Genomic DNA, 25,798 nt, shown 5'->3' with positions numbered 1-25,798 from the left:
CCGCTATTTTATTCCCGGTTCCCTCTTCCACGACTTCTTCCTGGTATTTTTGTTGCGGCATATCCATAATGGATTCCACATCAGCAGTGAATATGCTCGACATGAACCGAAAGCCAATGGAAACTACGAATAAAATGGCCGCTATTCCCAGTGCAAACCAACGTTTTTTGTTCAATTAGTATCCTCCATTCTATGTACATGATGTATAGACCAATGATACTACAATTTTTGCCAAATCGTCACGCGACAATTAGTGATAGACTTCGTAATTCTGGCCAGTCTGTGCACCTTCTGCACTTTTCACATACGCTCTTGCCACCTTTTGAGCTGGAACAGGAGTAAAGCCGGCAAACTTCTCACCAAGTCTTTCCCATGACTCCTCTGCTATATTCGGGCTTACACAATTGATCCGGATTCCTCTTGGCATTTCAATCGCTGCTGCTTTCACGAAAGCTTTCACCCCGCCGTTTGCCATCGCTGCGGACGCCCCCATTGGGATTGGGTCATCCATCATGACACCGGTGGTCAGCGTGAAACTGCCACCGTCATTGACATATTCCTGGCCGAGCAGCACTAAATTCACTTGCCCCTTTAGCTTGCTTTGGATTCCCTTTTCATTCAGTTCCGGGGTCAATTCCGGTATAGCCTTAAAATTCGCACCGCCTGATGCATTGATCACCGCATCCACACAACCTATTGCTTCGTACATAGCAGCAATACTGTCCGGAGATGTAATATCGACAGAAACATCCGCCCCATTCCTTCCAGCCCGGATAATCTCATGCTTACGCCCCAATGCTTCCGTAATCTTCGTTCCAATTGTACCGCTCGCTCCAACTATAAGTATACGCATCGTACGTACAGCCCCTTTCCATGTTTGGCAAACGCCTTTTTCCAGCGTACCCGGCCAAGAGCAAAACTCTTTCCCTTCTTCACGCGCTCCCGACACAGGCACTTCCCTAGAAATATATCCAAATCACTCGTCCCATATGTCTCAAGCAATGCCAAAAATTAGCTACGGCCAGATCATCTCTAGCCGTAGCGCCTAGCATCACGCTGTGGATTTTTAATGAAAAAGGCCATCACAAGCCCTACCACAGCGATAAAACCAACAACAAAGAAGGAAATATTAACACCGTGAACCGCTCCTTCCAGACCCTGGTCCGGAATCGCACTGTTGGACATCACCGTAACCATCATCGCAGTCCCAACGGCACCGGATACTTGCCGCATCGTATTGTTCATGGCCGTTCCATGCGGCATCAATTTATCGGGCAGTACGTTCAGACCAGCCGTCGTAACCGGCATCATGACCATCGCCACACCGAACATCCGAACAGCATTGACGGCAGCGATGTATGCGAACGTCGTTTCTGTTGTCATGTCCGAAAACATGAACGTCGTGACGCTCACGATGATCAGTCCGATTACCGCCAGCCATCTGGCTCCGAATTTGTCAAACAATCTTCCGGTAATCGGGTTCATCAGTCCCATCAGAGCAGCCCCTGGCAAAAGAGCCAGCCCCGATTCAAGTGCGGAGAACCCAAGCATGTTCTGCATCAGAATCGGCAATACGGTTGCCGCCCCAATCATGGCCATGAACACAACCATGCCAAGCGCTGTCGTCAGCGTGAACATTTTATACTTGAAGATCCTGAATTCAAGAATTGGTTCTTTCAGCTTCAGCTGTCTTAGAATAAACCAAGTCAGTGAAATCGCCCCTACAATCATCGAGACAATGACCTGGGTGCTTCCCCAGCCATTTGGACTCGAACCGGCCACACTGAATCCGTACAATAGACCGCCGAAACCGAGTGATGACAGAATAATGGATAGAACATCGACTCTTGGGTTCGTTCGTTCCGTAACGTTTCTTAATAAAAAGTAAGCAATAGCAATATCAATAACGACAATCGGGAAAACAACGTAGAACAGGCTCCGCCACGGGAACTGCTCAACCAGGTAACCGGATAAAGTTGGCCCGATTGCTGGCGCGAAAGCAATAACCAGCCCGAACATTCCCATGGCCGAACCGCGATTTTCAACCGGATAAATAAGCATGAGAATGGTCTGCATCAGCGGCATAATAATACCAGCACCTGCTGCCTGGACAATCCGTCCTACCATCAGGAGCCCGAAAGTCGGTGCAACGGCACAAATAAGTGTACCTAATCCAAATAAACCCATGGCTGTAATAAACAATGTTCTTGTCGTAAACCGGCCAATCAGTAAAGCTGTTACTGGAATCATAATGCCGTTTACCAGCATGAAAATGGACGTAAGCCATTGGGCAGTGCTCTCTTCAAGGTGCAGGTCTGCCATAATATGCGGAAGCGCAGTTGCCAGCAATGTCTGGTTCAGTATCGCCGCGAACGCTCCCGAAATAAGAACTAACATAATGGTTGTTCGTTTCGTCTTCTGATTTGACTCCTGTTTCTGGTCATGCTCTGTCATAAATGATCCTTCTTTCTGTAAAATTCAATAAAGTGACCTCCCTGAGTAGAAGGGGACTTCAGACACATAATCAGTCATTATAGTAGAAAAACCTGTTAAAGGGAATAGTATTTTTCCCCCATTGGAAATCCCGGCATTCGTCCCGAAATTTTTATGTTTTCTTAAATTGTAAAAAAGCAGCAAGTACTGCGCCGCCCGTTAATACCGGGTATGTTCCGCTAAACGCTGTCAGAATCAAAAAGCAAACAGCCATGCTTTCTGCAATTTCAAATCTGGCAGGCTGTTTCGCCAGTATTGCCATTGATTTTTCGATTTTGATGTTATAAATATATGAGAACACAACGCAGTAGAATACCAAATTCAGCGGAGACCATAAAGTAAAATGCACATAATGAAAAATCAGTATCGGCACAAACAGAAAGATGCCACCTGCTGCAACCCAAATAAAATAGGACTGTCTATATCCTTCCAAATTCCATGGCAAAACATGCAAAATATCAGACCTCATTCGATCCGTATAAAAACTTGCGGCAATGGATGTGTAGGTATAAATGGCAACAGCGACACCGATAGGAAATAGATGGTCATGCAGAACCATGAGCAAGGTAAGCATCAGAACTAGTACACCAATTGTCTGAACAGCAGATTCCATATTTTTTCCGAAATAGACCCGCCACATCCGGTGAAAAATGGCCTGATTAGAAACAAAAGGTTTTTTGCGCCGGGAATGTCCAGGAAACATGCTATGATTCCTCCGTCGCTTAAACTTTGTCTTAGCTGCATAGCCAATCAGCGGCATCCGCCAAATTTGAAAATCACTCGCATCCGTTACCTTTTGCCACTGGATACCGCGAAACATGTTTTGGATCACAAGTACGGCAATCAGAAAAATGGCAAACACAAGCCCAGCGGCAATATACGGTTGTGTAAACAGTCCCGCAGCGGCATTAACAGCAATTGCGGCAAACAGAAAGCCAAGCTTGATCTGCCATGATTGGGAAAACAGCTTCCATTGCGGCACAGCCATCAGCAAATCATACGCAGCAATCAACACAACGTAGGCTATGATTACTGAAGCGGAGATTGGCGTCATGACTCCAATCAGGAGCGCTGCCGCAGCATAGATAACAATACTTTTGACCCACTTCCAGGCAAAAATAATAATCCATAGTTTCTCCTTACTATATGGCAGCAACATGAGCTGATAATCCGAACTGGAAAACAGCACCCCGGGGTCACGGAATGATTGAATAATGTACCGGATGGGGAGCACCGTCAAAAACAGCCCAAAACCCGCCTCCGCGTACTTTTCCATCGTCATAAAATAAGGCTGATAAGCTTCCAGAAAATCGCCAAAAATAAAAAAGGCTGCAAACATATAAATGCCAAGCACACCGGAATAAATGGCCGTCGTTTTATCAAACATTACATGGAATGCCTGCTTATACATCATTCTTTTCTTACGGAAACGATTTTTGCGGAGAAAAGTGAACACTCTTAACTCATTCGTCATCGTCTGTTCTCCTTTTAATCGTAAGAAAATCTGCAGCGGAACCTTGCTTTTCTATTTTCCCGTGCTGGAGCATAATATAATGTCCAGCAATACCCCTCACTCGCTCAAGCTGATGAGTTGTCAAAAGAATGCCGGTCCCTTCCGACACTTTTTCCCTGATCAGTTCTTCCAAATATTCCATTGCGTAGATATCCAGTCCCATAAACGGCTCATCAATCAGCAACAGTGGTGTGTCCGGAAGCAGTGCACAAATCGTTTGGACTTTTTGCCGCATTCCTTTCGATAACTGCTCCGGATAGTCATCCAGCTTATCCTCCAGCTCAAACCCTGCGGCATACCGCCTGATTCGTTCCTGAAGCACTTGCTCATCCAGCGCATAGCTCATTCCGTACAGCTGAAAATGCTGCATCGCCGTCAATTCCGTCATTAAAAGCGGTTCCTCCGGCAAATAGGACAGCTGCTGTTTATAAGTCAGAAATGACTCATCCTGTCTGTACGTTCCGTTGACAGTAATGGTTCCTTCTGATTTTTCCAACACCCCCATAATCGTTTTGATTAGTGTGGATTTTCCGGCGCCATTATGGCCGACCAGTGCGGTAACCGAGGATGCATCCATCGTAAACGATATATCATCAAGCAAGGTTGTCCCGCCGATATTTGTACTGACATTCTGAAGCTTTAACACACACATCGACATCATCCCATCTTTAACCTCTTCCTATATATATCATTCGACAACCTCTTCTAAACTCCTGCACGCTAACGTTTAATAGATGCAATGCCAGGGAAGAAGTTTTAACAAAACAATACCCAGAGGAGGTGCTGGTAATGGCGGAAGAAATTTTCGGACCTTTTGATTCGGTGGAAGAAGCAGTCAAAACAGTCGACATACTGGAACTAGAAGGTTACAGCAACTCAAACATTACAATTTTCGCAGATGGAACGTACGCTGAGAAGCTTCATGACAAAACTGATGTGAGAGTGGTCAGTCTCGAACATGAAACAAATCAGGATGACCCATCCATCATCGACAAGATTAAAAAAGTAATCTTTACTGGAATTAACGAAACTGCCGACATATATAACCAACTGCTGGACAGAGGGTTTTCGGAAGGACAGGCCAAAGATTACAGCGAACGAATCAAGTCGGGGAAAATCGTCCTCACTGCAGAACCTGAATTAAAAATGGGGAACGATCCAACTGAAGATACGACAAAAATGAAGGAAAACGTGGACCATATTTATCAATAATAGTTGGGAAATGGAGTAATCGGCATCAAGCCGATTACTTTTTACATTAGGGCCTCGAGTGCAGAATGGTGTGCTCCCCTGCCGGAAACTCACCAGATTCACATGCCAAACATTTAGCTGGAACCGAGCCGCTTGGAGCAATATAATGGAGAAAAAAGGAATGTTCGAAAATGTGTCTTATTAATTTTCATTTAGGGGATCATTCGAATTATAAACTGATTATGGCCGCCAATCGGGACGAGTTTTACAGGCGTCCAACTGCTCCGGCCGGCTTTTGGGAGGATCAGCCACACATACTGGCCGGACAGGACCTGGAAGGAATGGGCACTTGGCTTGGCATCACAAAAAGCGGTCGTATAGCGGCGTTGACGAACTATCGTGATCCAAACGAAGAACAGCATAATAAAAAATCCCGCGGACATATTGTGCGGAATTTTCTCGAAAGCAGCACACCAGCAGCCGATTTTCTAACCAGCCTGCAGCAGGAAAACAGGTCGTACGGCGGCTTTAATCTAATTGCCGGCCATCCCGATCAATTATATTACTGCAATAATATTCATGACGACCTTTATCCAGTGACAGCCGGCACGCACGCATTGAGCAATGCATTCCTTGATACACCGTGGCCCAAAACGGTCAAAGGAAAAAAGGAATTGAAAAACTATATAACGAACAATCGAACCTTATCAATTGATGCCCTATTCACGATCCTGTCCGACGCTGAGGAAGCCGGCGATGATTGGCTCCCTGACACTGGTGTTGGCCTGGAATTGGAGCGAAGATTATCACCACTGTTCATCAAAACACCCGAATATGGTACCCGTTGCTCGACTATTTTACTGGTCGATAAGCAACATAATGTTACATTCGTGGAGCGTACCTACCAAAAAGGGGTCTTTGAAACCGAAAATCGCTTTTCATTTCAATTGAGCTGAAATTAATTAGCGGTTCCACGTCTTGTATCAGCGATTTACCACAAATGAAAGCGAACAGCACCCCAGCGCTGTTCGCTTTCGTTTAATTACTTTTCCTTCCGCATTTTCCGGATTTCATCTGCTACGAATTGTACTTGTGTACCGACGACAACCTGAATGTTGTGTTTGCCGACAACGTTGATGCCAGGTACACCTGCTGATTTAATTTTATTCTGATCGACTTTGTCCATATCTTGTACTTCAAGGCGCAGACGGGATACACAATTATCAACTGTCAGGACATTTTCATCACCGCCCAGGCCTTCATAAATCGTTTCCGCCATAACGGCAGTTTCGTCTTTGTCTCCGGAATCCTCAGCACCGGTTGCCTCAGCTTGGTTTCCGTTTTCTGTTGTTTCTTCCGTTTGTACGTCATCGTCACTTTCCCGTCCTGGTGTTTTCAGATTGAATTTAACAATCAGGAAGCGGAATAGGAAGTAGTAGATAACAGCAAACACTAAGCCTTGCACGATGAGCATGAGCGGCTGATTGGCGATCGGAACACTGAGACTCAGGGTGTAGTCCACCAAGCCGGCGCTAAAGCTGAATCCGGCCGTCCATTGAAACATTGCTGCTATGGCCAGGGAAAGTCCTGTCAATGCAGCGTGTACGACATACAATGCTGGAGCCAGGAACATGAAAGAGAACTCAAGCGGCTCTGTCACACCGGTAAAAAATGATGCGAAGCCGGCAGCCATCATCAAGGATGCAGCTTGTTTTTTCCGGTTCGTTTTAGCCGTGTGATACATCGCCAATGCTGCTGCAGGAAGGCCAAACATCATAACCGGGAAGAACCCAGCTAAATAGCGACCGGTAATACCTTTCTCACCTTCACTAGCCCAGAAATTGGCAATATCACTAATTCCGGCCACATCAAACCAGAAAACATTGTTCAGCGCATGGTGCAGACCGGTTGGAATAAGTAAACGGTTAAAGAAGCCGTATAAACCAGCACCAATGGCATCCAAACTAACAATCGCTTCACCGAATGAAACCAAAGCATTATATACAACGGGCCAAACAAAGAATAATACAGCAGAAACAACCATCATGGAAGCTGCACTCATGATCGGCACCAGACGTTTTCCACTGAAGAAAGCAAATGCATCAGGTAATTTTACGTGACTGAACCGGTTGTACATAATTGACGCAACAATACCGGAAAGAATACCGATAAAGACGTTATCAGTATTTTCAAAGGCAGCATTTACTTGACTTTCCTCAACGCCCTGGAGACCTGCCACACCACTGACACTTAGAACAGTGGTTACAACCAAAAATGCGACAAGACCACTTAAACCAGCAGCACCGTCCTGCTCCTTGGACATTCCAATAGCGACACCGACCGCAAAGAGGATGCCGAGATTACTGAGAATCGCGTCACCGCCGCTTGTCAGATAGTTGGCTATGACACTGCCCTCATTAACATTAAGAATCCAATTTCCTATTCCCATCAGAATCGCCGCAGCCGGCAATACTGCAACCGGCAGCATCAGCGAGCGGCCGAGATTCTGCAAATATTTCATCATAACAATTACCTCCTAACATTATTTTGTTTAAAATTACAATCCCATCAAACTGCACACATTTCCGGATGACGGCAGCCTTTTCACCACTGAATCCGATTACAAAATATAATTCCTAATTTAAAAATCTATCGTGTGAAACTAATGCGACCGCAGCCGTTCAATATGCAGCGTAATGTAGCCCAATTCTTCCTCTGGCAGCTCAACCCCATGTAATGAATATAATTTATGTGCTGCCTTCTGTGCACATTGATAAGAAACATTGTATTTATGCCGGATCATTTCAAACATCTCTTTATCCATCACATGGCTGTCATAATGTTTCGCCCTTGTTAAAGCAAACTGCAAATGCGTCACGAGACGTTCATAGGCAATGTCGGCTTCATCAATGGAAATGTTTAATTCAGTTTTGATCACCTGGACCATATCGCGTACCATCGATGTTTGCCTTACCGTCTCGTGGATATCACCACCTTTCATTTTCATCGTATGGAGATACAGGGCAATAAAGGCTGCTTCATCAGCTGGCATCCCAATGCCATACTCTTCATTAATATGCCGGATCGCCCACAAACCAATATCAAACTCCTGTCTATATAACACTTTGATTTCGTGCAGCAGGGCGTTTTTAAGCTGGATGCCATTCTGCTCCCGTTCAATCGCAAAGGAAATATGATCGGCCAGCTGAACACGAATATGATCGTTTAGCGGTGTGTCCAAGTGGGTCTCCGCATATTTCATAATGTCTTCGGCTATTGTAAAGTGCTCTTCCGGTATCCGGAGCAGCAGCTGATGCAATTTTTCATTTTCATTTAGTACAAATAACTTCTCTACCTTAGCCGGTTTAATCACGTCATTTTTTCGTTTGCCAAAACCTAGTCCAGAACCGATGGCAATCTTTTCTTCCCCTTCATCTGTAACAACCACGGCATTGTTGTTAAGTATCTTTTTGATTTTCATCAGCCTGCCCCCTTCTCCGGGAGTTATTTTGCTGAAGCAGTGATAATCACCGTTTCACCAATTGTCGCTTTTTTCTCTTCTGTCATCGTGTACTGTTTCCCGGTTTCCTGTCCGTTTGTCACAACGACCGGCGTAATATCATTTTCGGCGTTGTTACGGATGTAGTCCAAGTCAAATGTCATTAGCACATCACCGGCTGAAACTTTATCCCCAGTCTTCACTTCTGCAGTGAAGCCTTCCCCATTCAAGCTTACCGTCTCCAGCCCGATATGAACGAGAATCTCGGAGCCATCTTTTGCCCGTAGCCCTACCGCATGTTTCGTATCCGGGACTTGGACGATTTCGCCATCAGCCGGTGCACAGACTTTCCCCTCGGATGGCTTAATGGCAATACCATCTCCCATCATTTTTTGGCTGAACACGGGATCCGGCACTTCTTCCAGCGGAATAATCTCTCCGTTCACAGGTGCGAATAACTGTGTCTCTGGACTTTCTTTCTTGAACAGATTTTTAAACATGCTAAAAACTCCTTTTTAGATGATATTTCATTCACGGGTATTAGTATGCACAAAGCATCGCATCGCATTATAAAAAGGCATGGCAGTACACGAAGGTCTCTTATCCCTTATCCCCTTCTATACCACCATGCCTAATCTTATCAGTAACATGTGATGCGCTATTCATTTATCTAATCCTAATATACCATTCCATCAAACAAAAAGCAATCATTTTCATTCATTGTGACGGGACTATCAGACATCCAACTGGTTCTTTTTTCCCTTTTCCCAAGGTCATAAGGCCCCTTTTTTATATAACTATTTCGAATTTAGTAAAAAGTCGTATAATGGAAGGTAACTAATTCTGGGGAGGGGTAACCAGTGGCAAACATGCATCTCATTCCTTATCAAGTCGAAACGATCGAAGAAGCCACTATTGTGATGGGATTATAAGATTACATTAGTCCGCGCGGGGTTTCTCGATTTTCGCGCGACTTTTGGTCCGGCTCGCGCGACTTTACATTTTCTGGTTAAAACTCTATGAACGGCAACAGGCTGAACCCGATCAGTTCAGCCTGTTGTATCATCCTTATTCATACTCTTTCTCAAATGTTTTCGTGCTTCTCACCGTATCAATCGGTCGGACCATTTGCTCAATTTGTTCGCGCTTGGACTCCAACATCGGCGGCAGGGCCAGTTTTTCACCTAGTGTTTCATAATCTTCATCCCCCATGAAGCCGGGGCCGTCTGTTGCGAATTCAAACAGAATCTGTGGAGCAACATTGGCATACAGGGACTCAAAATAGAATCGATTAACGTAGCCGGATGTTCTGAATCCGAAGCTGTCCATGCGCTCAATCCATTCTTCCAGTACAGTCCGGTCTTCCACACGAAAGGCCGAATGGTGAACGGTTCCAAAACCCTGGCTTGCTTTTGGCAGATCATTATTATATTCAACAACAACCCTAGCGCCATTTCCACCTTCTCCAACTTCAAACAGGTGGCGATCCCCTTCCTGATCAATCTCTTGAAATTGCAGGACCTTTTCCATCATTTCTTTAAAATAGTCAAAATTGGCGATGCGCACATGGATTGGACCGAGACCGGTTATGGCGTACTCAAGTGGAATCGGGCCGTCCTGCCACGGTGTCCCCGCCTGCACGCCGTCCAGATTTTCATCGGAAACCAGCTGATATTGCTGATCATCAAAATCGGTAAACGACAATGTCCGAACACCGAACTCATCTTTAATCCCTTCATGCTGCACGTCCATCCGGTCAAACCGCTTCTCCCAATATGTCAGCGCCTCATCACTTGGTACCCGGAAAGCTGTCTTGAAAATTTCATTCGTTCCGTGCGTGCCCTGTGGAATGCCTGGAAAATCAAAAAAAGTCATATCTGTTCCCGGATTTCCTTTATCGTCGGCAAAAAATAAATGATACGTCCGAATATCATCCTGATTGACTGTTTTTTTAACAAGCCGCATGCCCAGCACATATGTGAAAAACTCATAATTCTTCTCCGCACTGCTCGTAATTGCCGTAACGTGATGCATACCTTTAATTCCGTTCATAACGATTCCTCCATCCCATGATGGTTTTTCTTCTGAATTCATTTAGTCTGAATTAAGAATAAATCATTTAGCCGATCGTGTCAATTTATCGCTACAGAGTATTGGCCCACGTTTCAAGCATTAACCCCAACGTCCGCAGGCTAAGGTCGTCACGTCCTGTGACAACGCCTGCACTAGTACGTCCTATACGTCAAAAAAGCGCCGCACATAAGGCAGCGCTTGCTCAAATTCCTTCTATCATCCAATCGTTCCTTTAAAAATCAACCCCTGATCAAGGTCGATTACTTTAAGTATATGACTGTCTTTTTGAAAAACACTTTTAAATTGGCGCTGTCCATTTTCGTCACTTAGAAACATCACACGGACACCGGGGTTATCTTCCACTACCTGCAACTGATAGTGGTCCATCGTAACCTGTTCATCCAATATATCGCCTTCCGGATACGCTCCAATCGCTGCCTCCCTCATTTCTGCTTTCCCATCCTGTTCCTCCGTCTGTTCTGCTGCGACTTTTTCCGCCTGTATATCTGCTGTTTTATTCGTTTCCACAGCTGCTGAGTCAGCACAGCCTGCGGAAGCGATAAGGATAGCCCCTGCTACGGAACTCATGACAAATGTTCGCATGATTATGTCTCCTCTCTTCATTGAATCTACTGCTAGCATAACCGGCCTAAATAAGGAACAGATTGGAGAAAGATTAGAAAACGATGAGAATATGGGGGAAAATTTGTGGCAGCCATGTCATCCAAAAGCAAAGTTCCGCAACATGGCTAACATGCATGTGAACGTCCCAGTCCATACGCCGTATAAAAGGCCGCTCACTCCCAACAATATATAATAATTGCAATAACCGGGACATCCCCGTTACAATCATAGACAATCTAAATGCATATACTATAGTGACAAGATGAATTTTATTGGACAGGAATGGGGGGTTGATTTTTTGACGTCAACAAACAACCATACACGCGAAGAAGAACAGCTGAGAGTCGATCGTGTCATTCACCATATCGACCAAAAAGCTGAAAAAATAATTGCCAGGGCCTCAAGCATTAAAGAAAGTGTTATTGAACTTCGAAAGGATTTCTGGGAAGATGTGACCGTCAACATCGATGAACCGGATGATGTCATCGAAACACAGGCCAGCATCAAGCAACAAGCAGAACTGCTCACCCAAAAGGAGCAGTCCCATGGCAAACTGGACGATGAACTTAAAACATTAAAGAGGCTGCGCGAGTCCCCTTATTTCGGACGCATCGACTTCCATGAAGACATAGAACAAACACAGGAACCAATCTATATCGGCATTGCCTCCTTGATGGACAACAGCGACGAGGACTTCCTGGTCTACGACTGGCGCGCACCGATTTCCAGCCTTTATTACGATTATTCGCCTGGTGAGGCACAGTACGAAACCATGGAAGAAACCATTAGCGGGGAGATTACCCTAAAAAGACAGTTCATCATTCAACAAGGTATTATTAACGGAATGTTTGATACTGGGGTAACAATCGGTGACCGTCTGCTTCAGGAAGTGCTAGGCAACAACGCCAGCACCAAAATGAAAAGCATTGTCGCCACCATCCAAAAAGAACAGAACCGGATTATACGGAATAAAGGCAATCAATATCTGATTGTCCAGGGTGCAGCCGGCAGCGGCAAAACATCCGCCGCCCTGCAGCGCATTGCCTATCTGATGTATGCGTACCGTGACATCCTGAGCGCTGATAATATTGTTCTGTTATCACCGAACCCCTTATTTTCCAGCTATATCGCCAATGTGCTTCCAGAACTCGGAGAAACGAACGTGCGGCAGACAACATTTCTGGATTTTCTGGAGAACCAGATCAGGCATCCATTCACCATTGAATCGCCGTTTGAACAAATGGAATATGTTATGACCAGAACCAATCAACAGAACGATTCCATTCGGATGAAGAACATCGACTGCAAATCAGATCTGTCTTTTATGCGTCTCCTTGATGGTTTTATCGATCATTTGAACACACAAGACATTCAGTTTCGAAACATTACATTCCGTGGTGAAGTACTCATTTCCAAAGAACAGATCAGTGATTACTTTTATTCGCTGGACGAGACGATTACGATCCCGAATAAATTAGAGCTTGTTGCCAGGTGGCTGCTGCAGGAAATACGGGATCAGCAGCAGAATGAACTGGATAAAGACTGGGTACTCGAAAAAACAGAACTGCTGGATAAAGAAGACTATCAGGACGCATTTTACCAAGCACAGAAACAGGCGGAACATGAAACAAATGAAGTCGTCCACGAGGAGAGCATCCTAAGAAAGGAAGTTATCAAACGGGTTTTCGCACCTATTAAAAAGAAAATAAAAGAGTATCAATTCGTCCACACCTCTGCTGCTTATCAAAGGCTGTTCACGGACTGGACGCCGGACGAACCACCGGAAAACTGGGAAGCGATCCGCACCTATACAACCGCCAATCTAGCGGAGAATTTTTTGCCATGGGAGGATGCAGCACCTTACCTCTATTTTCAGCACCGCTTGCTTGGCACCCCTCACGACCGGTCTGTCCGTTATCTTGTCGTTGACGAAGCGCAGGATTATGCTGGATTCCAGTTCGCCTGTATTAAGCATATTTTCCCAAATGCCCGAATGACCCTGCTGGGAGATATCAACCAGGCAATATACAGTTATATGGCAGATGAGAATCCATTGGTGGCCGCGAGTCCGGAAGAAGCTTCGTATGAAAAAATTACATTAACCAAAAGCTACCGCTCGACAAGGCAAATTGCTGAGTTCACCATCCCTTTTGCACCAGGCAATGAGATGATAGAACCTTTCAATAGGGAAGGAAACAAACCACTGCTGATCCAGCAGGACAGAAGCAACTTGGCCAAAACGTTGGTGGCCGAGGCGAATAAGCTTCGCAAAAACGGCAGTGAAACGATCGGTATCATTTGTAAAACGAAACAAGAAAGCAGTCAAGTCGCCAGCCTGCTAAAAGACAAAATCGCTTTCACACAAATCGACGAGTCCGCCAGCAATTTTCCAAAAGGGCTGCTGATACTGCCGGTTTACCTGGCAAAAGGGATCGAAATGGATGCCGTCATCGTCCCTGACGCGTCTAAAGAAAGATATAGCAATGAAACAGACCGAACCCTATTTTACACCGCCTGTACAAGGGCCATGCACGAGCTTATCATGCTGACGGCAGAGAAGCCTGCACCGTTCATCAGCGAAGTACCACAGGAAAAATACCAGGAAGAACGACGCTGAGGAATAATTAAGCATCCCTTAACTAAAAAATGCAGTGCGGGCACACTGCATTTTTTAAATCTAAAACCGTACAAAAATCCGGCCTTATATAGCCGGATTTGTTTTCATATGCTGTTTATTTAATGACTAACACAGGGCAGTGGGCACGCTGGACTACCCGGGTGCTTATACTGCCCAGCAGCAGTTTCTTGACACCACCAAGACCACGGCTGCCGATAATGATTAAATCGATACCATGTTCATAAGCATACTCGCAAACTTTCTCCCCTGCATTACGCTGTGAATGGTTGGTCACAACATCCGTGTAAACTGTTACATTATCCACTTCAAATTCTTTCTTAACTTCCTGCATCTCCAGACGAACACTATCCGCCAGTTCTGACTGAACGCTCCGTGCCATAATCACATTCGTGCTCGGTCCTCCGTGCGTCACAACTGAGAGCACATATACTTCCGTTTCAGGAACACCAGCCGCCTGCAATTTTGCCTCCTGCAGTGCTTCCTGACTCAATGCAGAACCGTCATATGCAACAAGAATTTTTCGTTTCAATTGACACTCCCCCCACATACTTTAGGAAATCCTTTCTCTTACCGCCATTATATGAGCGAAAAGAACGAAAATAGGCACACATTTCAAGATTTTTTATGACGGTTTAGAGAATAGGTCAGTACTTACCTTTTCTCTGTCCGCATGCTATCATAGGTTTAGCAAAAACATGTAAAGGGCCGTGATCCGAATGCCAAGTCTGAACTACGGCACAACAACCATCGACTACATACTTTATCGCCAGCCGCGCACTGATCTGAAAATTTCTGTAACACTCGTGAATGGTATAGAAGTTTATGCCCCTGAAACAATTGATGAAACCGAAATAAGGCGTCATTTACATAAAAAGGCACCATGGATTCAGCGCAAAATCAGCAGCCTCGAGCAAGTTGACACAAAAACCGGGCAGTATGAATTTATCAGCGGCGAGAAACTGCCCTACCTAGGCCGCCATTACCGGCTCAAAGTCTATCGCGGTAACATCCCTAAATGCTCCCTGCGTTTTTTTCAGGGGCGTTACCTAGCATCTGTCCCCGCTGAGATGTCCCAGGAAGAAATCCGGCAAACACTGGAACAGCAGCTGATCCAATGGTATCGAAAACAGGCACTCAAAAAGCTAAAAGAACGATCCGGGTATTTTCAGTCGCTAATGGATGCCAATCCCAATTCCGTCCAAATCCGGACACAGCATAAACGGTGGGGAACATGCACGCCGGACGGGGACATTTATATCAACTGGCGGCTCATTATGGCACCAGCCAACGTATTCGAGTATGTTATCGTCCACGAACTGGCCCACTTAAAAGTCCAGGACCACTCCCCCGCGTTCTGGAAGACCGTTAAATCCATCCTTCCAGATTACGAAAAACGAAAAGAATGGCTGCGGGTTAACGGCATGAAATTACACTGTATCGGGTAAGAACAGTTGATTGTAACCATTCCGTGTCTCGCATGGACGGCTTTTACAATTACTTGCCCAAAACCAAAAAAACAAGCCGTCATATGCACGATTTCGGTCAATCCATACATATGACGGCTTATTATTTTCTCCGCAAATCTCATCCCTTTTTCTTCGCCAATTCATCCCGGTCTAATGCCCGTGGCGGTTCTTCCATCCACCCATGTTTAATCATGAGTTCCGCTCCATCCTCAGCGTATTTCAGGATTTCGTTCATTAACCTTTTATACGCTACACCTAAATCTCTTCTCGGGCTCATGGACATACTTGTTCCATAATAGCCGACACTCAATGCAATTAAGCCTGTACTATAATACATCATTAACTTATCGGAAAATGTATAAGTGGTGGAATCGGTCACTGCATCTTCCATTTTTGTGGGAGCGGGTATATCATCTTCATGCAGGATTGAGCCAAAAATTTCACAGTGCTTTTGGGCAATTTCCTTTCCCCTGACCATGAATTTTCTAACATCTGCGTTTTCCGCGACCTGGCTGAATCCGACTAATGTGGCTGACCCCAAAGCATTCCGAAAATAGTTTGCAAATAAATTGTTGATCTCTGTACCAGTTAAAGGCCGTCTTTCGCCAAAATATCCCGTCAGAAAGCCTTGTTTTGTCACAAAGTCATAACTCTCCGGATTAGGAAGTGATGGAAATGCAACATAGAGGGCTTTGGATTGCAAAACTGTATTAACTTTCTTGAGAAGTTCACTTTGTTCTTGAAGACATTCCGAAAAGAAATTGTACACATCTTCCCTGCCGGCTAATGACAAGCTGACATTGTATGCCTGTGAAGCAGTTTTCGAACCTTGTTGAAGATAGTACAAGACAAAGGCATCGGAATACAATCTGGGAGCATTTAGGTTTACATCCTCATTCGAATGAAATCCGTATGGAATCGGATAATTTTCTTGATTAAATATTTCCGTTAGTTTAGTTTTATGAGATTGCGCCAAATTCAAACCATGTTTAATAAGAGACTTAATATCTTCATCTTCAACTGTTGCCCAGAAATATTCCAGCTGACAAATCAATGCACTGTCATTCACATAGGCTGCCCAAAGCTGTGTGATTTCTGCTGACGTAATAGCCTGGTCTTCATTCACATCGTCCACCTCCTTAATGTTATATTTCCCAATCGAAGGAATTATATGTAAGGGACGTGAGGACAGGTTCAGCGTCCCAGCAAGCTGCCCCTATTACATATTTTCTGCATACAAGTAAAAACTACCGGGTAAATACGACTTTTATGGAGGGAAATAACATGCAAAAGATTTCGCAGCTGTTTGAGACTGCTTCAAATGTCATACAGTCTTTAACAGATAATCAGAAAAACCCGTTACATGTCGGTGAAGCCATGGCGTGCTGGACTTACCTTTCTTTTGTAAATAATATTATTACTTATGAAGAAGTAGGACTAAACACCACTACAGACCCAGGTGTAATCGAGTTATACCAGGACGCATTAGCCACAGCCAGATCCCATAAAAAACAAATGTCAGAATTCATGCGAAAGGAAGGAGTAAGCCTGCCTAACGCACCGGAAGATAAGCCCCAGTCTGATCCCAATGCCATACCAATCGGGGCGAAGTTTACGGATAATGAACTTGCCAACACCCTCATGATCAACTTTGTCGTGGCAGCAGACATGTGTGCGGCTTCCGCAAGTCAAAGCCTTCGTACCGATCTCGGCCTGATGTTTCTCAAATTTCAGACAGAAAAACTATCCTTGGGTTTTAAAGCAAAAGAGATTATGCAAAAGAAAGGCTGGCTGAAAGTTCCACCATTTTATCAGCCGCCTGGCGCACCGAATACGAAGAGCTGACTTGATAAAGGGACGTGGGGACAGGTTCATTGTCCCAGTTCGCCGAGCACGAATTTGGGACAGTAAGCCCTGTATATGAGCAAGTACCCCTTCCCTTGGTGTCTCAAAGTTTGCTCCTGGGTCATCCGGCCCGGTAGCCCCTAATCCATAATTGGACAAAATGTTCATTTAAAGTAAATTGAGAAAAGTGACGGAGGGAATAGTAAATGAGGCTTATTTCTGTTGATTTGACACGACCGCAGCCACTAATGATCCAAACGAAATCATGATAACCAGCGATTCAAATACTGTCATTTAACGTCATCCTTCCCTTTTGAATCAGGAACTTGTCATTCCATCCACTCTGCAAATACGCTATTCACACCAAATCGATCCGCAACGTTCTGGCAGAATACCGTTTGCCCCTATTTCAAAAATGCTGGATTAAGACGTCTGGAGCATATGCCATAATGTTTTTGATATGCTGTCTTCAATTTTATTATGCTTAAGGATATGTGATACGCGGCTTGTCCTATGACACTGGTTTACGCAAGACTTAGAAAAACTTGGCTTTTCACCACCTAATTTATAGTGACGTCCAAGTTGGTTGTATAATGTCAACAAAACTTTCGGACGTAAAAAAGAAGACAAAGCAAGAACTTAATCTTCTTCCAGGTATAGACACTTATGCAGTGGCGGGCAGCCAAGCACCATCCATATTTTAATGAACAAGTCCAGTCTGGGTTGGGAAACGTTATTGACTATTTTACTAATATTAGGCGGCTTCATGTCTAACTGATCGGCAATATCCTTGATATAAATATCTTTTTGTTTTGCTATTTCTTTAAACCGATTTTTAATAACAGGCTGACGACTATTTTCAATCAATGGGTTAATCAGATTGAAATGATTGATTTGTTCCATTTTATCGATTATACAACCAACCACAAAATCTTCAATCTGATAATTGTCATCCCGATTCTTATCTCTGTGGCGGTTAATTAAATTTTCAAGCTCAGTCAATTCTTTCAGCTGCTCATAGGTGTCATCTTTAAGCCGGATGGTTATTTCTTTCATGAATAAATCACCTCACAATTGGACAAGGTATGACCGAAAGGATGATGTAAATGACGAACGTTAACGCAATAAACCGGAACGATAAAGAAGAAGATGTCATCGAAACGCTACACGAAACATTTGATAAGGGCAGAAACGGCTAATCTAAAAGAACTAAAAGCGCAAGTGCTCGTTAAGCGACATATAGAATGGACTGAGACGGCCGAGTAAACGGGAGCACACTTCTAAATGGGGAGATGTGCTCCTAACTCATCATAGAACCATGCGAGCGGTTTGTCGCACGCGGGTCTTCCCATCCATTCCTTGAATCACCAGCACTAGGTATGACCTGTTCGTCGGAGCTGGGCGTGGCTGACTCTGTTGTTAGACACGGCATTTTAATATTATAATTTCCTAAGAATAGTCAACCTTCCCTTAAAGACATATTCGTTATATTGACTAAAAATACCTCTTAGATTTTTTGTGAGATGCGGCGATATTGTGGCATCCATGACCTTGTAAATCATTACGCCTTCCCTGTTTCTAGTATCGTACAAGTAGAGCACATTATTTGCAAAAGGGGCATAACACCTTTACCTGATGTTATGCCCAATGTTCTTCTCATTTTTTAAACGTTGTAAGCTTCAAAACAGTTCTCATGAACTCATCAAACGAGGAAAAGTGTTTATTCCGCTGGTTGTACCATTTTCGAACCGTTTCTAATAACCAGAACGGTATAGAAGTTCCATCAATTAAATGATAATAAGCTTCATACCCTTTTTTTAAATGTTCCCACCGAAAATCATTCCCCGGCTGTATATATTCGGAGACATCAATTATTTTTGCTCTTCCGTTTTGCAGCAAAATATTTTTTAAGTGCATGTCACGCGGGTTTAACCCTTTTTTAGATATATATTCTCTTGCGTCTTCCACGTCTTTGACAGCCTGATTGGGAATGTGTACCCCCTGTAAGAGGCAGTCAAAGAGAGTTGTTCCTTCTTCATAACTTAAAACAAGGTATTTGTCGTATGCGGCAAAGCATGCTGGAAAATATGGAGAGTCCCCTAACCTATCATAAATATCCTTTTCCACTTTTATCTTGGAAACGTTGTCCTCCGCATAAACTTTAAAAGCGTAAGACGGGGCGTAATAGTATTGAAAAACGGCTGCGTCTGTACCTACACCAACACATTTCAAATCATTAGAATGACCATATATGGTGACAGGTTTATTATTTGGATTGGAAACAACGGTTATCCGGGAAAGCGCATCACGTGCTCTGTCCCATTTATCCTCCATATCAACTCTCCGTTCTCACTGATTAGCTTTCCTTTTTCAGTTTACTATTTCCTTCACTCTGCCTACAATGCCGTCCTCCAGCATAACCTTAATACCATGCGGGTGTGCAGCAGAATTTGTCAGTATTTTCGACACCACACCTTCCGTCAGCTTTCCGGTACGCTGATCCTGCTTTTGTACCACACGTACTTTTTGTCCCAATTTGATATTTTCTCTTTGCGTTCCTGACATATTCAATAAACCCTCCGTAGTGGGACGTGTGGACGAAGCCATTGTCCCAGTTCGCGCGGGCACGAATCTGGAACCGTAAGCCTGTCCCCATGTCCCTGATCATTTTAAGGACTGATTTAGAAACAGGGATAATGTTTCTTGTAATGTTTTTATTTCTTGATGTACTCTAGTGTGCTTTGGAATGGTTGGTATTTCAAACGTTTCCAGTAATTGTTGTTGATCGATTGACTGCGCCATTGTCTCGAAAATATATAGAAATCTGGCGGCTTCATCTTTAGACAATGTTGTTCCAGCTCCATTTTGGGCAGCAGAGTCAAGAAAATAGTCAAGCTGTTCCATCGAGAATAATGCTGGCGATACAAGACTTAGGGAATCAATATTATTAGGTATTTCACCTAATGCTGTCTCGTAAACAGTTCGTAAATTATTTAAATTGGTTCGCATTTTATTCCGAATACGGTTGTAATCATTTGGAGCACTGTTCTCAGAAAAAATCTTGAAAAATAGCTGTGATTGACTTCGAATTGTTTTGGACATTAAATGTGGCAATCGGCTTGAAGCCGATTGTCGACCAACTAGCAGAACGCCTAAGACCCCAATGAGACAGCCAATAATGACATCCGTTATACGTGCAGTTGCAAAGTAAGATGGATCCTGAAGTTGTGTTGTACTTTCTGCAATTAAAATGGCGTTTGGTGTAATAAATGTAACAGCAAATGCATAGTTACGCACCATAAAGGATTCTGTTAAGAAGTGAAACATGCCGATAAGTAGTGCAACAACTATAGGCGCTGGTCCAAGTGAAAGTATGATGATAGCGACAAATATCCCGACTAGAGTGCCAATCGAACGCTGAATGGAGCGATGAAATGTGCTAATAATCGTTGATCCAAGCATAACCGAACCACAAGAAACAGGAATCCAATAGGAACGGTCAAACTCGAAAGAAAAAGCAATCAAGGCTGCGATTCCTAGAACGATGGCATATCGAACAGATGTTAAAAATACAACAGAGTTCTTGTCAAAGGCATCCGCAAATTGTTTCTGAATCGATTGTTTTTGTAAGTGAATTTCCTGATCTAAGTTTGGAAATGGTTCATGAATAACAGCATTCGCCTCTTCCACTTTGGCAACTAAATGTTCTTCCAAAGAACTTAGGTTAGTAAAGGTAGGTGCTGGTATGCTTTTCACCTTGTTCCTATTACCAAGAGACTGTGTCACCCGCCTTACATAATCAGTAATCTCAAAAGGAACGCCCTTTTTCCCTTCAGACTCTAATTCCAGGATATCCCCCCATATAGCATGCCCAAGTTCTTTTAAGACATATAAACGTTTAAAAGAATCAGTGCTGCGCCATGAAATATAACCAGATGCTAATGTCGTTTCGGCATCTTTTAGAGAAAATAATGTGTTTTCCTTCCTCTCGTTAAATGCGGTTGTTCCAATCGATGCTAATAAATCAGATAGTGCAAGGTAGAGACGATAAATCGACTTCTTTTTCGGTTCGTAAGGATCAGAAAACCATCCAATCATTGCAACTATCCAAGCAACAATGCCACCTAAGAAGACTAATGCAGCTCGTAGGAGTGCGGCATCAGGATCAATCTCCATCGCCGATGTCATGGCAAAAATGATGACAAAAAATATGGCTGCCGGACCTTTCATTTTCAAAGCGCCAAAAACAAACGTTATGACCCCACCAATTAAGCCTAATAAAATGGCAAACAAAAAAGGAGAAGCTGCTGTTAGCGTCCCAAGACCCATTGCGGCAGCCAATCCCAGCATGACGAAGAATACTTTTTTTGCTCGATGTTTGTAAGGCTCATTAAAAACATACAAATAAGCAAATCCACCAATCCCGGCGATTAAGCCATATTGGAAGTTCCCAAGTAATATGCCAATCATGACAGGAATGGATGCACTTAATGCTGCTCCGATTGCTCTTCGCATCGGAAAGGGGGTTTTTTTAACTTTGAAAGCATCTTTAATTATGGACGTCTTCACTCAAAAATCCTTCTTCCTTAAATACTTACGCTTAAGTTCAATTCTTGAAGCCTCACACTATAATAACAGAACTGACCGTATACTAAAACTTGCTGGTCTAGTATGAAGCTGTCTTTAAACGTAAAAAGTACCATTAACCTGGAGTGAATTTCATAATTCAATATCTACCTTTAAAATGCGAACAATTAGGTTACTGCGTTTGATTTCCACTTCAGGCGGACGCTTTCCGCGGGCGGCTGATGAGCCTCCTCATGCTCGTCGTGTTGCAAGTGTGGTCGTGGATGCAGCACTCCTCGCAGGTCGAAGCTTACTCATGGAAGCTTTACTTTGTGCTAACGCCTTGCGGGGTCTCATCTAGGCCTCTTATCCCGCAGGACAAGAAAGGCTGCGGCAGCGTTACATCGCACGAAGAAAATTGCTCTGTATTTTCGAGGAGTCGTCCGCCTTCCGTTCCAATCTTCTAAGGTAGAGTACGGATGATTAAGTGTATTTTCAGTTATAAGTTCGTATATTAAGCAAAAAAAGTATTTATGAAATTCATTCAACCTGTTTATCTTAATCATTGACGTTAAGCCACGTTCTAACCAACCCGTCAACAATGGGATCGATAACAGAATTATCGGTATCGTATTTAATATGGGAAAAGGGGTTCCAGTTCGTTAAAAGTCCTCCAACGTTCACTTCTATATCTTTTGTTACGGCGTTTTGGTAATGATGATTTAATCTTTTCAAAGGGAAGGCAAGAATATCGTCTTTATCATAGAAGTTTAGCCATTCACCGTCGATGGCTGGGTGATACTTTTGTATAGATGGAGATGGAACGCTAATAGGTGCACCAAAATAATTAAATCGCAGAGACCACAGGGCCAGGGGACTTCCCATACTGTAAAATAAGGAAAGTGTTTCCCCTTTTTCTAAAGGTGTGTGGCCGGTATATCGTTTTGTGTTCGGCCCAATATTCTCTTGCTTCACCTGCAAGTCATAAAAATAATTACTGGCAACTACGGAGCCAAGGCTATGACTAATCACACATAAAGGAGCATATGATCCAGCTTTTGCCTGAAGGCTGCTCAAGCACTGAGCTAAGAGAGCGTGTACTTTGTCATAGTTATGGTCAGCTACTGATGCGGGCTGATACGCTACAGCATCGGCAAGAAACTCAACGGCAAAGCGGCGCAAAAAATTATAGTCCAAATCCCCTCCTTTTTGTACCCTTTCCCACAGTTTTTTCTCCTCGTTTTCAAATATCGAAGACCAAAATACAGACTGAAACACTAATTTCTCTTCTGGATTTTCTTTTTTTAGCTTTTTACCGAAGCCTTCGGAAATTTTGCTAATCATTTCTTTCGCAAAATTTTCTTTTGGTGTTCCAGCACCGTGAAGTATAACAATGGCAATTTTTTGTGTCATATGCTCTCTCCTCAGGGTATTGGTTGTAAGAAAGAAATGGACTGCGAACGTGTAGTCAGAATCCTACTAACGTTAATGAGCTTCCCCGTTTTCAGGCCGGTGTGTTAAACTGACATGATTTCATAAAAGTATCTTAGAGCTTTGATTCTATTTTCCCGCCTAAATTCCTGCAACGATGCCGGAATCTAAACGGCAATTGGTGTCATCCTTTTACCGGAAAGGGGAACACCAACCATTTTCCTATTTTCACATAGTTCTTTTTGTGCAAAATTTGTAGAATCCCTGTTTAGTATCTGGTCATAAGGATAAATATCTTATAATATAAAATGAAGGAGGTGTCTACATGAACAAGCGTTTAACAACAGCTGGTATCAGTTTGGTGTTATTATTCTTCGCTTTTATACCGGCTGTACACGCTGACAGCGGCAAGACCTATGAAGTAGGAGCGAACAATCTGAATGTGCGATCATCACCATCACACAGTGCGCAAGTTATTGGACAATTAGATAATGGTGATAGAGTTGTCGTTTTTCAGGAGGCCTTTGGGTGGGTGCAAACCTATTTCGGTGGACAAGAAGCATGGGTAGCATCACCATTTTTGTACCCGGCTGATGCCCAGACAAGCAACAGGTCAGCAGCACCGGTTTCCAGTGCATCACTTGAAGAAATCACTGTTACGGCAACCGAGGTCAGAATTCGTACCGGTCCCGGAACAAATCATGAAATCATCGACCATACTTCCACAGGAGATACATACAGCTTAGTACAAACAGCAAACAATTGGAATAAAATAGTACTTGATGATGGATCCACCGGTTGGATTGCCGGAGGGATGACAGATTACAACAGTGGAAATAATACGACTGAAACCAACATGGATTCCAGCAGCAGTAACGATTCGCAGCCGCATAATACCAATGCTGCCAATGGTTCGCTTTCGGGCTACAACATTGTATTGGACCCCGGACACGGCGGAAAAGATCCTGGTGCAGTCGGTATCGGTGGTGTATTTGAAAAGGATATTATCATGAACACCGTTGATAATGTAGTCCAAAAATTACGCGCTGCTGGTGCAACGGTCATTTTAACACGTGACAGCGACTATTTCCTTACACTGGAGGAAAGAGTTCGACTGAATAATGCCAATAATACACATGCATTCATCAGTCTTCACTATAATGCAAATCCAATTATGGGGATAAACGGTGTTAGCACACACTTCTACGCCGGTGGAAAGGACCGTCGGCTGGCAACCGCCATTCAATCCGCACTAGGTCAGAATATTTCACTGTACAGCCGCAGCATCATCCAAAGTGATTATCATGTACTCCGCGAAAACAGTGATCCTTCCGTACTGGTTGAATTAGGGTTTATCACGAATCCTGGCGATCTGGCAACAACACGGACAAATGCCTATCAAAACAATGTGGCTGACGGAATTGTACAAGGGTTAGTGAATTATTTTAATGAATGAATCAATTTCATAATGCCCGTTTTTAACTATTTTCGTAAGGATTGTCGGTTTCTAATAATAACCATAAAAAACAATCCCTCATGTACTCTAACAGGTATGTGAGGGATTGTTTTCTCTAGGTTTAGACAGTCCTAATTGTTTTATCATCACTTGTCATATCGACAGAATTGAGAATTAGTATATAAGACGGATAAACTCAATCCTCCTATTGCTATGCATGGATTACAAACATCCTACGTAAAAAATGCATGATATATTGCATATTTCGTTCTTGTATATTTTGATGTATACTATATTCATACAAGATGAATGAGTAGAAAGGCGGATTCCCATGCCAATACCTGCAAACCATTCGAGACCTGTTCGTCAATCTGCCAAGGAAAACGCGTTGAACCAGATTCAGCAGTGGATTATTGATGGAACATTGCTGCCCGGCGAAAAACTGAATGATTCAGAACTAGCTAATGCATTAGGTATCAGCAGAACGCCAGTCCGTGAATCACTGCAGCTTCTGGAAGTGCAAGGGTTTGTCAAGATGTATCCGGGTAAAGCGACACAAGTCACCGAAATCGAACGCGAAGCCATCAAGGATCTCCTCCCACCATTGGCAGCGCTGCAATCTTTGTCCGCCGAGCTGGCAATTGACCATATAACAGCGGATCAACTGAAACAGCTCGAAAGCATCAACGAACGCTTTGCCAAATCAATCTATTCCAATAACGACTATGCCGCGTTAAAAGTCGATGAAGAATTTCACCAAGTGATTGTTGACATAACGAAAAACACGTATATCCAAAGCATGGTAGAATCATTACAGGCGCATGTCCGCAGACATTTTTTCCACAACTCCATTATCTTAACCGAAAAGTCAATTGAAGAACACAAGGCCGTTATCACCTCCATGAAAGATGGCAACAAAGACAAGGCGGCAGCTATCATGAAGGAAAACTGGCTTCGCACTTTACAGGTTTTTCAGTAAAAGACAAACGAAAAGCCGGCCCCT

Annotated in this window: 24 protein-coding genes; 7 read left to right on the top strand and 17 right to left on the bottom strand. The window is 43.7% G+C overall.

What is annotated here, in order from left to right:
• Positions 1 to 250: 250 nt before the first annotated feature.
• The 4 genes from ACFSUO_RS11965 to ACFSUO_RS11950 all read right to left on the bottom strand — a co-directional run bounded on the left by ACFSUO_RS11965 (position 251) and on the right by ACFSUO_RS11950 (position 4,658).
• Complete coding sequence (locus tag ACFSUO_RS11965; protein WP_382394356.1) at positions 251 to 853, bottom strand: short chain dehydrogenase; 603 nt, start codon at positions 851 to 853, stop codon at positions 251 to 253.
• A 179-nt stretch (positions 854 to 1,032) separates the two neighbouring features.
• The gene (locus tag ACFSUO_RS11960; RefSeq protein WP_382394354.1) at positions 1,033 to 2,454 is read right to left on the bottom strand and encodes an MDR family MFS transporter; all 1,422 of its coding nucleotides are present in this window, start codon (positions 2,452 to 2,454) and stop codon (positions 1,033 to 1,035) included.
• Positions 2,455 to 2,605: 151 nt separating this feature from the next.
• On the bottom strand, positions 2,606 to 3,967 hold the full coding sequence (locus ACFSUO_RS11955; protein WP_382394352.1) for a hypothetical protein: 1,362 nt from the start codon (positions 3,965 to 3,967) through the stop codon (positions 2,606 to 2,608).
• A complete protein-coding gene (locus tag ACFSUO_RS11950) occupies positions 3,957 to 4,658 on the bottom strand; it encodes an ABC transporter ATP-binding protein (RefSeq protein ID WP_382394350.1) in 702 nt (233 codons plus the stop codon). Before ACFSUO_RS11950 ends, ACFSUO_RS11955 begins: the two co-directional genes overlap by 11 nt.
• 137 nt (positions 4,659 to 4,795) lie before the next feature.
• Here ACFSUO_RS11950 and ACFSUO_RS11945 point away from each other — a divergent pair, with 137 nt between their 5' ends.
• Both ACFSUO_RS11945 and ACFSUO_RS11940 read left to right on the top strand, forming a co-directional pair.
• Entirely contained in the window at positions 4,796 to 5,218 is a 423-nt protein-coding gene (locus ACFSUO_RS11945) for a general stress protein (RefSeq protein WP_382394348.1), read from the top strand.
• 170 nt (positions 5,219 to 5,388) lie between these two features.
• Positions 5,389 to 6,153, top strand: a complete 765-nt coding sequence (locus ACFSUO_RS11940) for an NRDE family protein (protein ID WP_382394346.1) — start codon at positions 5,389 to 5,391, stop codon at positions 6,151 to 6,153.
• An 86-nt stretch (positions 6,154 to 6,239) separates the two neighbouring features.
• On the opposite strand, the gene nagE is transcribed toward ACFSUO_RS11940, so the two are convergent.
• The 5 genes from nagE to ACFSUO_RS11915 form a co-directional block, all read right to left on the bottom strand.
• Positions 6,240 to 7,721 (bottom strand): N-acetylglucosamine-specific PTS transporter subunit IIBC, encoded by a 1,482-nt coding sequence (nagE, locus tag ACFSUO_RS11935; protein ID WP_382394344.1) that lies wholly within the window; start codon positions 7,719 to 7,721, stop codon positions 6,240 to 6,242.
• A gap of 138 nt (positions 7,722 to 7,859) precedes the next feature.
• On the bottom strand, positions 7,860 to 8,678 hold the full coding sequence (locus ACFSUO_RS11930; protein ID WP_382394342.1) for a PRD domain-containing protein: 819 nt from the start codon (positions 8,676 to 8,678) through the stop codon (positions 7,860 to 7,862).
• 23 nt (positions 8,679 to 8,701) lie between these two features.
• On the bottom strand, positions 8,702 to 9,196 hold the full coding sequence (locus ACFSUO_RS11925) for a PTS sugar transporter subunit IIA (protein WP_382394340.1): 495 nt from the start codon (positions 9,194 to 9,196) through the stop codon (positions 8,702 to 8,704).
• Between the two features lie 568 nt (positions 9,197 to 9,764).
• Positions 9,765 to 10,748 (bottom strand): ring-cleaving dioxygenase, encoded by a 984-nt coding sequence (locus tag ACFSUO_RS11920; RefSeq protein WP_382394338.1) that lies wholly within the window; start codon positions 10,746 to 10,748, stop codon positions 9,765 to 9,767.
• A 237-nt stretch (positions 10,749 to 10,985) separates the two neighbouring features.
• Positions 10,986 to 11,372: a hypothetical protein gene (locus tag ACFSUO_RS11915; RefSeq protein ID WP_382394336.1), complete on the bottom strand. Its 387-nt coding sequence runs from the start codon at positions 11,370 to 11,372 to the stop codon at positions 10,986 to 10,988.
• A gap of 319 nt (positions 11,373 to 11,691) precedes the next feature.
• Here ACFSUO_RS11915 and helD point away from each other — a divergent pair, with 319 nt between their 5' ends.
• Entirely contained in the window at positions 11,692 to 14,010 is a 2,319-nt protein-coding gene (helD, locus tag ACFSUO_RS11910; RefSeq protein ID WP_382394334.1) for an RNA polymerase recycling motor HelD, read from the top strand.
• A gap of 115 nt (positions 14,011 to 14,125) precedes the next feature.
• Here helD and ACFSUO_RS11905 read toward each other — a convergent pair whose 3' ends face one another.
• Entirely contained in the window at positions 14,126 to 14,560 is a 435-nt protein-coding gene (locus ACFSUO_RS11905) for a universal stress protein (protein ID WP_382394332.1), read from the bottom strand.
• A gap of 187 nt (positions 14,561 to 14,747) precedes the next feature.
• On the opposite strand from ACFSUO_RS11905, the gene ACFSUO_RS11900 reads away from it, so the two are divergent.
• Positions 14,748 to 15,476 carry a M48 family metallopeptidase gene (locus tag ACFSUO_RS11900; protein WP_382394330.1) on the top strand — a complete coding sequence of 243 codons (729 nt, stop codon included), beginning with the start codon at positions 14,748 to 14,750 and terminating at the stop codon, positions 15,474 to 15,476.
• 139 nt (positions 15,477 to 15,615) lie between these two features.
• Here ACFSUO_RS11900 and ACFSUO_RS11895 read toward each other — a convergent pair whose 3' ends face one another.
• Complete coding sequence (locus ACFSUO_RS11895; protein ID WP_382394328.1) at positions 15,616 to 16,623, bottom strand: DUF3231 family protein; 1,008 nt, start codon at positions 16,621 to 16,623, stop codon at positions 15,616 to 15,618.
• A 158-nt stretch (positions 16,624 to 16,781) separates the two neighbouring features.
• Between ACFSUO_RS11895 and ACFSUO_RS11890 the strand changes: the two genes are divergently transcribed.
• Positions 16,782 to 17,342 carry a DUF3231 family protein gene (locus ACFSUO_RS11890; RefSeq protein ID WP_382394326.1) on the top strand — a complete coding sequence of 187 codons (561 nt, stop codon included), beginning with the start codon at positions 16,782 to 16,784 and terminating at the stop codon, positions 17,340 to 17,342.
• Positions 17,343 to 17,555: 213 nt separating this feature from the next.
• Here the strand turns inward: ACFSUO_RS11890 and ACFSUO_RS11885 are convergent, their stop codons facing one another.
• The 6 genes from ACFSUO_RS11885 to ACFSUO_RS11860 form a co-directional block, all read right to left on the bottom strand.
• Positions 17,556 to 17,636: a putative holin-like toxin gene (locus tag ACFSUO_RS11885; protein ID WP_382394460.1), complete on the bottom strand. Its 81-nt coding sequence runs from the start codon at positions 17,634 to 17,636 to the stop codon at positions 17,556 to 17,558.
• A gap of 345 nt (positions 17,637 to 17,981) precedes the next feature.
• Positions 17,982 to 18,398, bottom strand: coding sequence for a helix-turn-helix domain-containing protein (locus ACFSUO_RS11880; protein WP_382394324.1), 417 nt, complete (start codon positions 18,396 to 18,398; stop codon positions 17,982 to 17,984).
• A gap of 600 nt (positions 18,399 to 18,998) precedes the next feature.
• Positions 18,999 to 19,676: a serine/threonine protein kinase gene (locus ACFSUO_RS11875; protein ID WP_382394322.1), complete on the bottom strand. Its 678-nt coding sequence runs from the start codon at positions 19,674 to 19,676 to the stop codon at positions 18,999 to 19,001.
• A gap of 36 nt (positions 19,677 to 19,712) precedes the next feature.
• Entirely contained in the window at positions 19,713 to 19,907 is a 195-nt protein-coding gene (locus tag ACFSUO_RS11870) for a YwbE family protein (RefSeq protein WP_382394320.1), read from the bottom strand.
• A gap of 99 nt (positions 19,908 to 20,006) precedes the next feature.
• Positions 20,007 to 21,911 (bottom strand): FUSC family protein, encoded by a 1,905-nt coding sequence (locus ACFSUO_RS11865; protein ID WP_382394318.1) that lies wholly within the window; start codon positions 21,909 to 21,911, stop codon positions 20,007 to 20,009.
• A gap of 555 nt (positions 21,912 to 22,466) precedes the next feature.
• Positions 22,467 to 23,321, bottom strand: coding sequence for a chemotaxis protein (locus ACFSUO_RS11860; protein WP_382394316.1), 855 nt, complete (start codon positions 23,319 to 23,321; stop codon positions 22,467 to 22,469).
• A 343-nt stretch (positions 23,322 to 23,664) separates the two neighbouring features.
• Between ACFSUO_RS11860 and ACFSUO_RS11855 the strand changes: the two genes are divergently transcribed.
• Complete coding sequence (locus ACFSUO_RS11855) at positions 23,665 to 24,795, top strand: N-acetylmuramoyl-L-alanine amidase (protein ID WP_382394314.1); 1,131 nt, start codon at positions 23,665 to 23,667, stop codon at positions 24,793 to 24,795.
• 331 nt (positions 24,796 to 25,126) lie between these two features.
• Positions 25,127 to 25,774: a GntR family transcriptional regulator gene (locus ACFSUO_RS11850; RefSeq protein WP_382394312.1), complete on the top strand. Its 648-nt coding sequence runs from the start codon at positions 25,127 to 25,129 to the stop codon at positions 25,772 to 25,774.
• Positions 25,775 to 25,798 lie beyond the last annotated feature (24 nt).

The organism is Lentibacillus juripiscarius, from assembly GCF_042685205.1.
Classification (GTDB): Bacteria; Bacillota; Bacilli; order Bacillales; family Amphibacillaceae; genus Lentibacillus; species Lentibacillus juripiscarius.
This window is presented reverse-complemented; position numbering and strand designations above follow the sequence as displayed.

Excerpts from the sequence above, each read along its gene's own strand:
- ACFSUO_RS11965 (WP_382394356.1), bottom strand. The coding sequence starts at position 853 with ATGCGTATACTTATAGTTGGAGCGAGCGGTACAATTGGAACGAAGATT.
- ACFSUO_RS11960 (WP_382394354.1), bottom strand. The coding sequence starts at position 2,454 with ATGACAGAGCATGACCAGAAACAGGAGTCAAATCAGAAGACGAAACGA.
- ACFSUO_RS11955 (WP_382394352.1), bottom strand. The coding sequence starts at position 3,967 with ATGACGAATGAGTTAAGAGTGTTCACTTTTCTCCGCAAAAATCGTTTC.
- ACFSUO_RS11950 (WP_382394350.1), bottom strand. The coding sequence starts at position 4,658 with ATGTGTGTGTTAAAGCTTCAGAATGTCAGTACAAATATCGGCGGGACA.
- ACFSUO_RS11945 (WP_382394348.1), top strand. The coding sequence starts at position 4,796 with ATGGCGGAAGAAATTTTCGGACCTTTTGATTCGGTGGAAGAAGCAGTC.
- ACFSUO_RS11940 (WP_382394346.1), top strand. The coding sequence starts at position 5,389 with ATGTGTCTTATTAATTTTCATTTAGGGGATCATTCGAATTATAAACTG.
- nagE (WP_382394344.1), bottom strand. The coding sequence starts at position 7,721 with ATGATGAAATATTTGCAGAATCTCGGCCGCTCGCTGATGCTGCCGGTT.
- ACFSUO_RS11930 (WP_382394342.1), bottom strand. The coding sequence starts at position 8,678 with ATGAAAATCAAAAAGATACTTAACAACAATGCCGTGGTTGTTACAGAT.
- ACFSUO_RS11925 (WP_382394340.1), bottom strand. The coding sequence starts at position 9,196 with ATGTTTAAAAATCTGTTCAAGAAAGAAAGTCCAGAGACACAGTTATTC.
- ACFSUO_RS11920 (WP_382394338.1), bottom strand. The coding sequence starts at position 10,748 with ATGAACGGAATTAAAGGTATGCATCACGTTACGGCAATTACGAGCAGT.
- ACFSUO_RS11915 (WP_382394336.1), bottom strand. The coding sequence starts at position 11,372 with ATGCGAACATTTGTCATGAGTTCCGTAGCAGGGGCTATCCTTATCGCT.
- ACFSUO_RS11900 (WP_382394330.1), top strand. The coding sequence starts at position 14,748 with ATGCCAAGTCTGAACTACGGCACAACAACCATCGACTACATACTTTAT.
- ACFSUO_RS11890 (WP_382394326.1), top strand. The coding sequence starts at position 16,782 with ATGCAAAAGATTTCGCAGCTGTTTGAGACTGCTTCAAATGTCATACAG.
- ACFSUO_RS11885 (WP_382394460.1), bottom strand. The coding sequence starts at position 17,636 with ATGACAGTATTTGAATCGCTGGTTATCATGATTTCGTTTGGATCATTA.
- ACFSUO_RS11880 (WP_382394324.1), bottom strand. The coding sequence starts at position 18,398 with ATGAAAGAAATAACCATCCGGCTTAAAGATGACACCTATGAGCAGCTG.
- ACFSUO_RS11875 (WP_382394322.1), bottom strand. The coding sequence starts at position 19,676 with ATGGAGGATAAATGGGACAGAGCACGTGATGCGCTTTCCCGGATAACC.
- ACFSUO_RS11870 (WP_382394320.1), bottom strand. The coding sequence starts at position 19,907 with ATGTCAGGAACGCAAAGAGAAAATATCAAATTGGGACAAAAAGTACGT.
- ACFSUO_RS11860 (WP_382394316.1), bottom strand. The coding sequence starts at position 23,321 with ATGACACAAAAAATTGCCATTGTTATACTTCACGGTGCTGGAACACCA.
- ACFSUO_RS11855 (WP_382394314.1), top strand. The coding sequence starts at position 23,665 with ATGAACAAGCGTTTAACAACAGCTGGTATCAGTTTGGTGTTATTATTC.
- ACFSUO_RS11850 (WP_382394312.1), top strand. The coding sequence starts at position 25,127 with ATGCCAATACCTGCAAACCATTCGAGACCTGTTCGTCAATCTGCCAAG.